The organism is Streptosporangium sp. NPDC051023 (assembly GCF_040689595.1).
Taxonomy (GTDB): domain Bacteria; phylum Actinomycetota; class Actinomycetes; order Streptosporangiales; family Streptosporangiaceae; genus Streptosporangium.
The window spans coordinates 12166-25186 of record NZ_JBFBCE010000060.1 but is presented as its reverse complement, the minus strand read 5'-3'; the positions used below and the strand labels follow the sequence as shown (position 1 = coordinate 25186).

The window sequence follows — 13021 nt, the reverse complement described above, 5'->3', positions numbered from 1 at the left end:
GTTGGTGCCCGCTTATCGCCAGAACAGCGGCTCGATCCAACCCATTGGGCATCGGTCGACGACATACCCAGACCAACGATTCAGATGATCTGAGAGAAACGGCCGAGTTCAACCGGACGGCGTGACCGAGGACCACACACCGAACCACTGCTCGGCGCCGTACTCCTCGAACCGCTCCACCTCGGTGAACCCCAGCTTCATCGCGAGGCGCATCGAGCGGTCGTTGGCGGTCTGGGTGCTGAGCACCACCGGCTCGCGGGGAAGCGCGGCGGCGATCCAGTCGAGTGCCGCCGCGCACGCCTCGGCGGCGTACCCGTATCCCCAGGCCTCCGGCAGGAACATGTAGCCGAGCTCGGCCTCACCGCCATCCGGACGGACGTGTCCCGGACGCTCGGCGTCGCGCCGGTCGATCTCGATGATGCCGATCATCGCCCCATCGAGATCGACCACGAAAAGGCCGGGGCGCCGCGTGGGCACGGCAGGCAACGCGCGCTCGAACTCATCACGCGGTCGAGGGCCACCAATGTAGGTGCCCACCTCGGGCGAGGTGAACAGTTCGATGAGCGCCGCACGGTCCTGGGCCTCGGGCTCACGGAGCACAAGGCGTTCGGTCCTTATCGGGGCAGGTGGCCAGGCGACGGGACCGAGTTCTGCCATGGCAGACAACCTATCGGACGCCGTGAGAGTGATCCGAAAGAGAAGGCCTAGCCGACGCCCCCGCCCCGCCCGCCGGTTGACCCCCGCGAGAGTCCCGCCGGGGATTTCGGAACCTCCGCGCGAAGGTCACCCTTCCGGCCGGCGCACCGAAACCCGGCAAGCCCGGTCCTGGGCGCCCGCCCGGCTCCAAGAATCGCGGACCGGCACCTCGCTACGGCGTCGGCAAAACCGTCAAACGGAGCCCCACGATGACCGCCCGACAACAACGCACAGGTTAGAGATCAAGCTTAGTACTACAAAAACGAGATGTTGTCGCAGTACTAGCGGTCGATTGGCGCCGCGGCTTCATCGAGTGTGCGGGCGATCCACTCGGGCAGGGAGACGGCCGCATTCCGCGCCGCCGCGATCCAGCGCTGCTCCTGCCCGGAAGAGACCGTAACGGAAATGGTCATCTTGACCAGGTCCGCACTCTCGATATGGGCGCGGCTTCCCTGGATCTCCTTGCGCAACCTGCTCTGCGGCCAGCCTTCGCTTTCCGCGCGCGTGAGCCAGATCTCCTGCTGGTCTTCCGGCAGGGCGGCCACTTCGGCGTGGTGCTGCAGGCTCAGCGTGTCCCGTCGACGGGACACCGGGAACTTGCGAGCCACCCACGCGTAATTACGGAGTGTCTTGTACGACAGCGAGGTCTTGGCGAGGGCTATCCGATATCGGTCGGGAAAGAACTCCTCGCCGTAGACCAGCCAATCGCCCAGCCACCAGGTGGAGGAGTCGGCGATCACACACAATTGATCACCGATCCTCCGCCACGATTCGAACGACATGTCCACGGGAAGCAGCAGCCCGAGCCTCCTGGCTTGTACGCGGGAGTCGAGCCCCAGTCTTTCCTGCGAAGGGTTCTTCCGCGCCCCGCCACCCCCTCGACGGGCGGTGACGCGCTTCTCCCCCTTCGCTGGGACAGGATCGAGGAGTGGCATCGCCATTGAGCATCATCCCCCTGGTTTGAAACCCATAGAAGAGAGCCAACGCCAGCTCGGCTCGGCTCCGACGCTGATTCCTTAGGGCCAGCCCCTGCTTGGCCACAACCATGGGGCGCAGGAGAGCCCTACCTCCACCCCCCGAAATCGTCACACGCATGGTCGATCATGCTTCGACCAGGAACGCCTTCATGCGTGTGGGCGTGCTTCGCGATAGCGCGATGTGATCAGTCGGCGGCAAGGAGGAAATCGGACACTTCATGGCTCTCCTGAGTTGGCTTTCCGCCAACGGAAGTCCGCAGAAACACACCTTTAATGATTTCCGTCTCTGTCATAGGATGTCAACCTTTAACACTGCAGGACGTCGCCCTCGGCAGCGCGGCCGAGATGTCGTAAACCGGCCTGGATACCGGCATGCCCCTGCTCACCGTGGCAGGCCGTCCGACCCCGGCCCGTCACGTGGACGCCATTCGCGAACACCCGCCTCCGCCGCTTCCAGCCTCATCACGGCCTGCATTCAGAAATATCCACACCGTAGTCGCAAGCACTGAAACAGCAGGCCAGGGAAAGCACTCCTACTATTTATAAGAAGATGACAGACGGAGGTATATCGTGGTATCCGCGTACGCGAATCATATTTCTTGAAAGCAGCCCCGAGAGATAACCGGCTGCCAATTCTGGATATACCAAATATCGATCTAACCAATCTCCCGCATAGCGTGTTAGCGTGATCTCACGAGCCACGGGCTTGGGGTAAATGCCCCGACCGTCTCCCATTGCGGGGCTTAGTAGGCGCGGCTGCGCCTGGCCTGTGGCCCGACCCTGAGCAGGAGGTGAGAAGCATGGAGAAGCAGATTTACGTCGCCCCGGTCTTGGAAAAGATTGGCGGATTCCGCGAGGTCACTAACGGCTACCCCTGGTGGGACTACCGCGACCTCTTCGGTGGACACACGTTCATCAAGCCGTAGTACGGCAATTCATTGTGTGGGTGAGGCGAGTCATCTCACCTCACCCACACTGTTTGCCAGGCGTCAACTCGCCAGCCGCACGAACTTGGATATCAACGATTAGGTGACGTCACGTGAAGTTCTTGACTTTACCGGACCGAGACGTCGATCAGCGATTCGTCAGCCGGCTTGGCTGGGACATCGACCCGGAAGTCATTCGACATCCCTCGGGAAGGCTCTGGATCCTCACAGACGACCTGTCGGACTGGATGGTCCGAGACCTTTCAGATGGCACGAGGATCGCCGTTCCGGATGCGAACAGTAATCCCGTCATAGCGACCAAAGTCGAAGGTCTCGCGCCCCACACAAGTGTCGACGACATCGCAAGCGACCTGACCCTGCACACTTTCCTTCTTGCTTCGACTAATGGGCGGCAGCGGCTACAGGGTTCGCTGAGCACTGAGAGGCAGCTCATTTGGGGCGTGATTCATGGCGTTACGCTCGCCTCGAACAGCCTGCATGTGCTGAGGGAGATGGCACGGCCCCGGGTTGACGAGCGTTGGCTCGCGCTCTCCTTGGTGAAGTCACTGCCCATTCACTCGTTCGCGCCGTGGACACCGTGGCACGGGCTGTCCTCGCTGGGCATCGGCGAGTGGTTGAGGATCGATGCGCAAGGGTCTGCTCGACCCGTTCGATGGTGGACTCCTCCGGCTTCGGGGGAAGACTTCGTGTCGTCGGCCGAAGCGGTTCGCGCGTCCCTCCGTGAAGCACTCTGCGAAACCGTCCGCGGCAGTGGCCGGCGAGTCAGCGCGGACCTGTCCGGCGGCCTGGACTCGACCAGTCTGTGTTTTCTGCTCGCGGACCTGGGCGTCGAATTCACCACCTACAGAACCTCGTCCATGAGCTCATGGAATGACGAGACGACTCGTGCCCGCGAGGTCGCCGGAGATCTCCGGCTGCCGTTGCACGAGTTCGCACCGCTCGCCGAGCAGAGCACGGCATTCGATCTGGATCCCGACCCGAACCCGGCATCCATCTCCGAAGGTCCGCTCGTTTGGGCCGCGTCTCGTGGTTACCTGGACCTCTTGGTGAAAGAAGTCGGCCGAACGGGTGCTCACGTTCACTTCACAGGACTCGGTGGCGATGAGCTCTTCGACCTGGTCCCTGGCTTGTTCCGGGCTCTGCGGCAAGAGAATCCCCTGACTGCCCTACGGCAAATGCGTAAATTTCAGCTCGGCCAGAAGCTGCACCTGGTTCCACTCCTCAAGGGCGCCTTTTCCCGTGAGAGCTACCAGAGCTACTTCACACGCATCGCCACATCGATCGAGCGCGACATTCCCTCGCGGCCCGAGGACGCGTACTCGTGGTTCCCGCCTGTGGTCCTTCCCCATTGGCTCACGGCCAAAGCGAAAGACCTGATTGTTGAGGCATTCTCCGACGTGGCGAAGTCGACGCCGGAGCCATTGGGGCGCGATCCACTGGCGCACCAGACCGTGGAGTCGATCGCCTTTCAAGGGAAGATACTTCGCCAGTTCTCCGAGATCTACCGGCAGTACGAAGTTCGCTGGTGCGCGCCCTACACCGACATCCGTGTCGTGCGCGCGGTGCTGAACGCCCCGGCGTCCGCGCGAATCAGCGACTCCGTGGACAAGCCCCTGCTGGCCGCCACGTTGGATCACATCGCGCCACGCGGCTTCTACGACAAGAGAGGTCGAGGAGACTTCACCTCGGATATCTACGCCGAACATCAAAGCCGTCGGGATCAACTCCTCACCGAGTTCAAAGACAGCCGCCTGGTGGAGCGTGGAATCGTTGAGCGAGATCGAATCGAACCGGTTCTCGTTGAACCCGCGGCGGCTGACGTCGGGCTGCTGGAGCTGGAGAAATTGGTCACCGCAGAGCGCTGGCTGCGTGCCGTGGATTGATTGCCGACAACCATTCTCACGACCACAGGAGAGAAGAACGTGACTATCCGCTTGAACAAAGGCGTTGCGCTGCAGGAGGTCGACGGGCAGGCGGTCTTGGTCGGGACCGGGCGTAACGCGGCATACTGGCGCGTCAACGGCACGGCGCTCTTCATACTGAAACGTCTGCTTGACGGCGAGACGGTCGGCGAAGTGGTCGATGCGGTCACCCAGACTCACGACATCGATCGCGCTCGTGTGAAGGCCGACATCGACCAGCTGGTCGGTGCTCTTGTTGAGTCTCGTCTCATTCTCGCCGACTCTACGGGCTGAGTGCGTTGAACCTGGCCCATCCGCTCATGTACCGGATTCAGGCGCGTGCGGCCATCGCCGTCGCACGGATGATGATTCTGCTTTCCCCTGACCGTCTCGCCGCCGTACTGTCGCGTCTTTGCCGAGGTGTTGCCCAGACCTCGGTGGGGGAGGCCGGAAAGGCGCGGGACATGGTGTGCGCGCTGAGCCGACGCTGCGCGGGGCAAGGGTGCCTCCAGCGTTCGGTGGCTGTTGTGATCTTGTGCCGGCTCCAGGGGAATGCCCCCGATTGGTGCGCCGGATTCGCCCTGCACCCCTTCATCGCGCATGCCTGGGTGGAGGTGAACGGTCTGCCGATAGGGGAGCCTGAGAAGGTATCTGCCTACCAAGTCGTTCACGCGGCGCGTGTCCATCCACCTCAGGCGAAGCCCGGGTGAAGGCACCGAGACCTGTTCAGCGCGTCGACTGGATGAGGTTACTCTCGTAGGCCGCGATGACGAGGTGCGCGCGATCTCGTGCCTGGAGTTTGCTCAACAGGTTGCCGACATGTGTCTTCACGGTCTTGATCGAGATCGTGAGCCTCACCGCGATTTCGCCGTTGGAGAGCCCACGACCGACCAAGGCGAGGACCTCGGTCTCCCTCTCGGTGAGACCCTCCAGGCTGGCTGGCCTCTCGCCCGTGGGCTGGGCGATGTAAGCCTCGATGAGTCGTGTGAGGACTTTCGGAGCGAACAGCGATTCGCCTTGATGAACGCGACGGATCGCGTCAAGGAGTTGGTCGGGATGAGAATCCTTGAGCAGGAAGCCACTGGCACCGGCTTGGAGGGCCGCGCGGACATACTCGTCGAGCTCGAACATCGTCAGCACGATGACCTTCACTGACCCGCTGCCCGCGTCGGTCGTGATGCTGCGGGTGGCTGCGATTCCGTCGGTGCCCGGCATGCGAATGTCCATGAGCACGACGTCGGGATGCAACTCGGCGTTGAGTCTGACCGCCTCGTCGCCGGTCCCCGCCTCGCCGACCATCGTCATACCGTCACTGGCGTTGATGACGGCGGCGAGGCTGTGGCGCAGCAATGGCTGGTCATCGGCGATGACGACGCGGATGGGGGATGCGGGATCGTTCATGACGGCCGGGCCTCAGGAATACGGGCGGTGACGCGGAACCCGTTCTCGACATGCTCGGCGTGGAGGGTTCCGCCGATCGCGGTGACGCGTTCCCTGAGCCCTTCGATCCCGTGCCCGGCTCCCGGGTGAGGGGTCCACCCGTTCACGGGGCCTTCGTCATGGACGCTCGTGACTATCCAGTCGCCATCGCGGCGAACGTACACATTCGCGCCAGTGGGCCCGGCGTGCCGGGCGGTGTTCGTGAGGGCTTCGCGCACGACGGAGCAGACCGCGAGCTGCGCCCCAGGGCTGATGTCATCGACCTCGTCGAGCCCGAGAGTGACGGTCGGGCCTGCCCGTTCGGCGTCCTTGATGATGGCCGGCAGGTCCTGGAGGGTTTCCGCGGGCCGCAGAGGTGCGATCGCGCCGGTTGAGTCTCGCAACACGTTGAGCATGCGGCGTAACTCCGTCGTGGTCTGCCGTCCGATGCGCTCGACATCCGACAGCGCCGCGGCGCTGTCGTCCGCTGTGCCGAGGTAGCAAGCCGTACTTGCCCGGACGGTGATCAGGCCCAGGCCGTGAGAGACGATGTCGTGCAGCTCGCGCGCGATCCGGAGTCGTTCGGCCTGTGCCGCCCGTTCACCGGCCCAGGCCGTCAGCCGTGCTTCGTACGCGATCCGCTGCTGGCGGGCGCGAAACACCGCCCACACGGTAACCGTCAACGCCAGGGCCGCGATGATGATCGGGAGGATGACCGCGGCACTGCCCCCGTCGCTGACCGTGAGGAGGGCGAGTAAGAGCACGACGTGAATGGCGATGGCCAGCGGCCAGACTTGCCGCCTGCGTCTCGGAAGTGCCTCGTCGACCCCCACGCTGGGATTCTAAGGACTCGCCCGCGAGCAACGCATCAGCCCAGGGTCTGAGAGACCTGAGTCCGAGCCGCGCGGCCAAGTCCGGTCTTCGGCCCGATGAACCGGAGGTCGTGCTTGGGGTTCGCTTGTCACATGCTGACGATCGACAATCTCGTCAAGCGACGAGGCTCCAAGGAGATCCTGGCCGGCATCAGCTTCCGGGCCCGGCCCGGAAGAGTGACCGGATTCCTCGGCCCGAACGGGGCGGGCAAGAGCTCCACGCTGCGCATTCTGCTGGGCCTGGACCGGGCGACCTCCGGAACCGCGCTCATCGATGGTGTCCCGTTTGCGAGGCTTCGTGACCCGCTCACCATGGTCGGGGCCATGCTGGACGGCTCCGGCGCGCATCGGGCGCGGACGGGCCGGGCGCACCTGCGGTGGGTGGCCCGCTCTGCGGGATTGCCGCGTGCGCGCGTCGATGAAGTGCTCGAAGTCGTCGGGCTGACGCACGCGGCGTCAAAGCGGGTCGGCAGTTACTCGCTGGGCATGGGGCGCCGCCTCGGGCTGGCGACGGCGCTGCTCGGAGACCCGGGAATTCTGATCCTGGACGAGCCGGTGAACGGGTTGGACCCGGACGGCATCCGGTGGATCAGGATCTTCCTTCGCGAGCGCGCCGCGTCCGGCCGAACCGTGCTGCTCTCCAGCCACCTGATGGGCGAGCTCGCGGAAACAGTGGACGATGTCGTGGTTATCAACGAGGGCAGGATCGTCGCGGACGGCACCCTCGACGAGGTCACCGGCTCGTACCGCACCCTTGAGGACGCGTTCTTCGCCCTCACCACCGGTGGCGGAGCACGATGAGGGCGCTCGCGGCGGAGGCCTCGAAACTCGCCTCATCGCCGACGGTGTGGATCGCGGCGGTGGTCGGGGTACTCGTACCGAGCGTGATCGCCGCAATCACCTCCTCCTCAACCCTCGGCGCGATCACCAGCGGCACCGAGACGACGGCCGGGATCGATACCGGCTATCAGGAGCTGGCGTTCGGCGTGGTGGGTGTGATCATCCTTGGCGTCGTCGCCATCAGCAGCGAGTACTTCACCGAGAGCGCGGAATCCGGCGGCGGACGTCAGATCACGACCAGCCTGACCGCGGTGCCCTCCCGACTCCGCTTCCTGTTCGCGAAGATGTCCGCGGTCGCGATCACCAGCGCGCTGCTCGCGATCGTCGCGGCGGCGGCCACCATGGGCGCCGTCCAGATCGTGCTCGGCGAGCACGCCCCTGCCCTGGGCGCGGACGATGTTCCGCGGCTGGCCGGGGTGGTCTGCTACTGGGTGTACACCGCACTCCTCGCCTTCGGGATCACCGTGCTCACCCGCCACGGGGTCATTCCGCTTGCCGTGCTCATCGCGAACACCTCGGTCGTCACCGTCACCTATTTGCTCACCAGGATCACGCCGCTGGCGAATTATCTGCCTGACATGGCCGGGGTCCGCATGTTCATCAGGAATCTCGCCGACAACACCGTCGAGATCAGCCCGCTCGTCGGCGGCCTGGTCATGACCGCCTGGGTGGCCGCGCTGCTCGTGATCGCCGCCATCGCGTTCACCCGGAGGGACGCATGACCGCCGTCCCCACGTCGGCGCCCCGTACCCGTGGCGGGCAAGCAGCTCGAGCACTCTCCGCGGAACTGTCGAAACTCATATCTCTTCCGGCGACCTGGCTCACGCTCGGAGGCACCCTGGTCGTGAACCTGATCCTCACGATCGCGTTCACGACCGCCGGGCTCAGTGGCTCGACCGGCACGCGGAGCGCCACCGACATCGGACTGGCTTCGATCAGCTACGCCCAAGCCGGCTTCGTCATCCTCGGCGTGCTGGCCACCTGCTCCGAGTACACCGGCGGGCAGATCCGCACGACGCTGATCGCAATGCCCCGCCGTACCGTCCAGCTCACCGCCAAGCACCTCGCGTTGGCGATTGTTGTGCTTCCTGCGGCCTTGGTCACGGCCGCGTCCGGAGTCGTGCTCACGACCAGCACGCTCGGCGACACGGCCACACCCGTGACCTCAGGTCATGTCGCCCGTGTGCTCATCGGCGTGACCGCGTATCTCGCGCTCACGACGTTGCTCAGCGCAGCCGTCGGCGCCTTGGTACGCCAGACTCTCGCGGCGGTCGTCGTCCTGCTGGGGTACTACTTCATCGTCGGACCGCTCCTGCGCGATCAGACCCAAGCGGCGAAATACCTCCCGGACACGGCCGGATTCGCCATGTGGTTCCCGGTGGCCGACAACGCGAGCGCGGTGACACCGGTGCAAGGCGCGCTGCTGCTCACGGCCTGGACCATCGTCCTGATCGCCGTGGTCATGCTCGGATACCGCCGATGGGACGCGTGAAGCAGCCCCGTTATCGAACCAACAGATCGGATGGTGTGGCATGGGACGTGATGGAGGAGCCCGTTCGTCGCTCCGTGAATTACTGGGCCTGCTGAGGGGCAACGGCAGACTTCTCACGGCGGCGATCGTCGTCAGCCTGCTGGGGGCGGCCGCATCCTTGCTGCTTCCCATCATCGTCAATCAGCTTGTGAAACAGGTCGGCAGCTCCGGTGGCGGCGAACAGCTGTCCCCCTATGTTCTAGCGGTGTGCGCCCTGCTCCTGACCACGGGACTTCTCAGCGCACTACTGCAATACCTCCTCTACCGCATGGGGGAGGGCATTGTCTTCAATGCCCGGCGCACGTTGATTCGTTCATTACTGCGACTGCCGATTCGCGAGTTTGATGAGCGCCGAAGCGGCGACCTGGTGTCTCGCGTCTCCAACGACACCACCATCATCCGCCTGGCCTTGGCCCAGGGGATTCTCGCGGGCGCGGGCGGAATTGTGACCATGGTCGGGGCACTGGTCGCGCTGCTGCTGCTCGACGCCCTGCTCTTCGGGATCACTCTTGGCATAGCAACCGTTTTCGCGGCACTCACCGCGGGGATGTCGCTGGCCGTCAGAAAGGCGAGTCGCGAACTACAGGGAAGCGTTGGCCGACTCGCCTCGGCACTGGACAGGGCGATTGTCGGTATCAGAACCATTCGCGCCGGAAATGTGACCGACGTCGAAGAGAAGGCCATCGTCCACATCGCCGACGACGCGCGCAAAGCAGGGGTGAGAGTCGCGAAGATCACCTCGTTCCTTGAACCGATGTCGCTCCTGACCATGCAAGCCGCGGTGCTGGTGGTGCTGGGGGTCGGCGGTTTCAGGGTCGCGGCGGGTCAACTCGCCATCGGCGACCTGGTGTCGTTCCTCATGTACGTGTTCCTGCTGATCGCCCCGCTCGGGCAGATCTTCTCCGCCTTGGGGACTCTCGGTTCCTCGATGGGGGCGCTTGACCGCATCCGGGAGATCACGAACCTCCCGAGCGAGTCGATGGACCGGCCAGTCGCGCCGACATTCGAAAGACGCGACGGAGCGGCGAGCACGACGTTCAGAAACGTCTCCTTCGACTACGGGACCACGGCGCGCAATGGCTCCTCGCGGCCGGGCACCCTTTCAAACGTGTCCTTCCATATCGATCCCGGTCAGCGAGTCGCCCTGGTCGGTCCTTCCGGGGCGGGCAAGACCACCACGCTCAGCCTGATCGTGCGCTTCTACGATGTGACGTCCGGACAAATCCTCATCGACGGCGTCGACACGGCAGATCTTCCCCACGAACTCGTACGAGACCGCGTGGCCTACGTCGAGCAGGACTCCCCCGTCTTACCGGGCACGATCCGCGACAACCTTACGCTCATCGCACCGGAGGCGACGGACGCCGACTGCTGGAGCATGCTGGATGCCCTGGAACTCGGGGGTAAGATTCGGGATTCCGCCGCAGGCTTGGACACTCCAGTTGGAGAGTTCGGCGCAACGCTGTCGGGCGGAGAACGTCAGCGGATCGCCATCGGACGCGCACTGCTCGCGCGACCCCGACTTCTCCTCCTCGACGAGTCGACGGCGAATCTCGATGGCCGAACCGAGGTGCTCGTCCGCCGGGTGATCGCCTCGGCAGCGGACAACTGCACCCTCGTGATCGTGGCCCACCGTCTCGCGACCGTAAGAGACGCCGATTTCATCATCGTCTTTGACGAGGGTCGTATCGCGGCACAGGGCAACCATGATGACCTGATAAAGGAGAGCCCGCTCTACCGGGAGCTTGCTCACAATCAGCTCCTTGTCGACTGATTCCGCTGCGGCGCGCCACCAGGCGTGAGTGTTGCGCCTGGTCAGGCATGGGCGGCGGCATGGCCTCCCGGAACGTGCGGCCGGTCCCTGCGGCGCCTTTGGAGATCAGGATGGCGGAGGCGAGCCCCACCCATATGGGAGTGGGGGAGTTGTGGCATCACGCGCCGTTTGTTCGCTTTGATCGAAATGGGGGGATTGAGCAATCTATGGGGCTAGCGTGGCAGGTGATATTGGCAGGATGTCGGATGATCCTGACCTCGGAGGTCAGGATGTCCGGCGATGGAGAAAGGGTCTGTTACGTGAGCCCAACCCCCAAGTCGCTTCCGATGGCAGGGTTCTTGTTCTCCGCTGTCGGTGTCGGCGGCGTGGTCTTGCAGATGCTGGCCGTCGCTTACCCCGATGGCGACCCGGCCAAGGCGCGCGAGGCCGCGCAGCTGTTGCGGCAGCTGGCCAAGCGGGTGGACGCCAGCCTGGACGACGTGGAGAAGGTCGCGAGCGTGGTGTGGCAAACCAGCTCCGGTGCGAGCATCGACGCCTTCAGGAAATACTTCACCGAAGAGATCGCTCCCTATCCGCCGCGGGTGTCCGCGTACATCCGCGGGCTGGCCGACGCGGTCGACGCCTACGCGGACATGCTGGAGCAGGTCCAGCACACGCTCCGGACGATGGCCATGATCCAGTGGCTCGAGTTGCTGATGTTCTTCTGCTGGCCGGCGATCGGCAAGAAGGTCGAGGTGATGATCAACTGGGGGATACGCAAGTCGCAAGCACGACTGCTGCTCAAGATGTTCAATCACGCACTGGGGAAGCGGTTCATCTACGCGACAGGAGGCAGCCTCGCTTATACGGCCCTGGACCAGTCGCTCGTTGACGTGGTCAAGTTGTCGAGAGGCGAGGACATCGAGTCGTGGGGCGACCAGGGCGAGTACATGTTGAAGAACTTCGCAGCCTGCATGGTCTTCTACCATGTGGATCCCGCTAATTTCGGAAAGGCCGCGAACCTGCTGCCGAAGAACAAGGCGGCGCAGAACGCCATCGTGTTCTTGACCGGATCCACCGTCTTCAGCGGTACGGCGAACGCGCTCAACCGGCCCGGCGACGTGATCGACGATCCGGCCAGCCTGTTGCCCACTTGGGAGCAGATGCTCGCCAAGCTGGGTGTCGCCGCAGGCCAGGACCAGTTCAGGCGCTGGCGCGGGTACTGACCGCCGGTGACCACGTAGCTAGTCCCGGCTGAAACGCCTGACCTCGTCGGCGAACGGGGTCAGGCCGTCCGTCATCATCCCGGCCATCTGCGTGGTCAAGTCGGCGGTGGCGGCGCTCGCGGCGGCGAGCACCGCCTCCGCCAGCGCGTCCGCGCCGAGCCGCATCGCCCGCGAGTCGATACGCAGACTGCCGAGCGCGCCGCTTGGCAGCACCTCGACCTCCACCTGGCCATTGGCCGCCTCACCTCGGCCGCGGATGGCGTTAAGGCCCTCCTGCAATTCTTCCAGCGGCCGGGTGTCGGCTTGGAACTGGGCAAGAAGGCGGTGCATTTCCTCGTCGAGGAAGGGGGTACCGTCGTCTGGTGTGGTCATCAGGTCTCCAAGAAACGTCAGGGGGTGAGCTTTCCGTCCGACTCCGAGAACTTGAGTGGGTCGGACACTTTCGGCAGGGATTCGATGATGGCCCAGTTCGCGACGTCGAAGGTGGTCTTTGTGGCGGCCAGCCGTACGGCGACTGCGGGATAGACGTCGCGTAGCGCATTGACGTACGTCCTGGTGTTCTCCAACCCCGTGGAATAGTCCTTCCTGAACGTGTTCGCCGTCTCATCTGTGCCGGCGAAATCGCCCAATGCGGCGATGGCGTCGAGAATCGAGCGGATATCCCTCTCCAACTCATCGTGCTCGGCGGTGAATCCACTGGCCGCCTTCGTGAAGGTGCTCTCAAAGAAATCAATGTTCGGCATGCCCGAACCTTCAAGACCAGGCGAGGCCGGCGAAGAGAAGGCGGCGGGGGACGCGGCAGCAGAGAGAGACGGCGACGCCTCAGGCGTTTCGGTGGGCGACTGGGTGGGCGTGGGCG

15 protein-coding genes are annotated in these 13021 nt (G+C 64.3%); 9 read left to right on the top strand and 6 right to left on the bottom strand.

Annotated elements, in window-relative coordinates:
* Nucleotides 1–108: 108 nt before the first annotated feature.
* Nucleotides 109–657, bottom strand: a complete 549-nt coding sequence (locus tag AB0395_RS31835) for a GNAT family N-acetyltransferase (protein ID WP_366287473.1) — start codon at nt 655–657, stop codon at nt 109–111.
* 320 nt (nt 658–977) lie between these two features.
* On the bottom strand, nt 978–1496 hold the full coding sequence (locus AB0395_RS31830) for an LmbU family transcriptional regulator (RefSeq protein WP_366287534.1): 519 nt from the start codon (nt 1494–1496) through the stop codon (nt 978–980).
* A gap of 977 nt (nt 1497–2473) precedes the next feature.
* Between AB0395_RS31830 and AB0395_RS31825 the strand changes: the two genes are divergently transcribed.
* From AB0395_RS31825 to AB0395_RS31810, 4 genes are all read left to right on the top strand, one after another.
* A complete protein-coding gene (locus AB0395_RS31825) occupies nt 2474–2599 on the top strand; it encodes a lasso RiPP family leader peptide-containing protein (RefSeq protein WP_366287471.1) in 126 nt (41 codons plus the stop codon).
* A gap of 113 nt (nt 2600–2712) precedes the next feature.
* Complete coding sequence (locus AB0395_RS31820) at nt 2713–4503, top strand: asparagine synthase-related protein (RefSeq protein ID WP_366287469.1); 1791 nt, start codon at nt 2713–2715, stop codon at nt 4501–4503.
* 39 nt (nt 4504–4542) lie between these two features.
* The gene (locus AB0395_RS31815; RefSeq protein ID WP_366287467.1) at nt 4543–4815 is read left to right on the top strand and encodes a PqqD family peptide modification chaperone; all 273 of its coding nucleotides are present in this window, start codon (nt 4543–4545) and stop codon (nt 4813–4815) included.
* Nucleotides 4816–4841: 26 nt separating this feature from the next.
* A complete protein-coding gene (locus AB0395_RS31810; protein ID WP_366287465.1) occupies nt 4842–5231 on the top strand; it encodes a lasso peptide biosynthesis B2 protein in 390 nt (129 codons plus the stop codon).
* Between the two features lie 16 nt (nt 5232–5247).
* On the opposite strand, the gene AB0395_RS31805 is transcribed toward AB0395_RS31810, so the two are convergent.
* Together AB0395_RS31805 and AB0395_RS31800 are read right to left on the bottom strand one after the other, a co-directional pair.
* Nucleotides 5248–5922, bottom strand: a complete 675-nt coding sequence (locus AB0395_RS31805; protein ID WP_366287463.1) for a response regulator transcription factor — start codon at nt 5920–5922, stop codon at nt 5248–5250.
* A complete protein-coding gene (locus tag AB0395_RS31800) occupies nt 5919–6773 on the bottom strand; it encodes a histidine kinase (protein WP_366287461.1) in 855 nt (284 codons plus the stop codon). Before AB0395_RS31800 ends, AB0395_RS31805 begins: the two co-directional genes overlap by 4 nt.
* Before the next feature lie 132 nt (nt 6774–6905).
* On the opposite strand from AB0395_RS31800, the gene AB0395_RS31795 reads away from it, so the two are divergent.
* The 5 genes from AB0395_RS31795 to AB0395_RS31775 all read left to right on the top strand — a co-directional run bounded on the left by AB0395_RS31795 (nt 6906) and on the right by AB0395_RS31775 (nt 12162).
* Nucleotides 6906–7613: an ATP-binding cassette domain-containing protein gene (locus AB0395_RS31795; protein WP_366287459.1), complete on the top strand. Its 708-nt coding sequence runs from the start codon at nt 6906–6908 to the stop codon at nt 7611–7613.
* Nucleotides 7610–8374, top strand: coding sequence for an ABC transporter permease (locus AB0395_RS31790; protein WP_366287457.1), 765 nt, complete (start codon nt 7610–7612; stop codon nt 8372–8374). Before AB0395_RS31795 ends, AB0395_RS31790 begins: the two co-directional genes overlap by 4 nt.
* Nucleotides 8371–9144 carry a hypothetical protein gene (locus tag AB0395_RS31785; RefSeq protein WP_366287456.1) on the top strand — a complete coding sequence of 258 codons (774 nt, stop codon included), beginning with the start codon at nt 8371–8373 and terminating at the stop codon, nt 9142–9144. The genes AB0395_RS31790 and AB0395_RS31785 overlap by 4 nt, the downstream gene beginning before the upstream one ends.
* A 40-nt stretch (nt 9145–9184) precedes the next feature.
* Complete coding sequence (locus tag AB0395_RS31780) at nt 9185–10957, top strand: ABC transporter ATP-binding protein (RefSeq protein ID WP_366287454.1); 1773 nt, start codon at nt 9185–9187, stop codon at nt 10955–10957.
* A gap of 245 nt (nt 10958–11202) precedes the next feature.
* Nucleotides 11203–12162 carry a hypothetical protein gene (locus AB0395_RS31775; RefSeq protein WP_366287452.1) on the top strand — a complete coding sequence of 320 codons (960 nt, stop codon included), beginning with the start codon at nt 11203–11205 and terminating at the stop codon, nt 12160–12162.
* 18 nt (nt 12163–12180) lie between these two features.
* Here AB0395_RS31775 and AB0395_RS31770 read toward each other — a convergent pair whose 3' ends face one another.
* Nucleotides 12181–12534, bottom strand: a complete 354-nt coding sequence (locus AB0395_RS31770; protein WP_366287450.1) for a YbaB/EbfC family nucleoid-associated protein — start codon at nt 12532–12534, stop codon at nt 12181–12183.
* A gap of 17 nt (nt 12535–12551) precedes the next feature.
* On the bottom strand, nt 12552–12905 hold the full coding sequence (locus AB0395_RS31765; RefSeq protein ID WP_366287448.1) for a hypothetical protein: 354 nt from the start codon (nt 12903–12905) through the stop codon (nt 12552–12554).
* Nucleotides 12906–13021 lie beyond the last annotated feature (116 nt).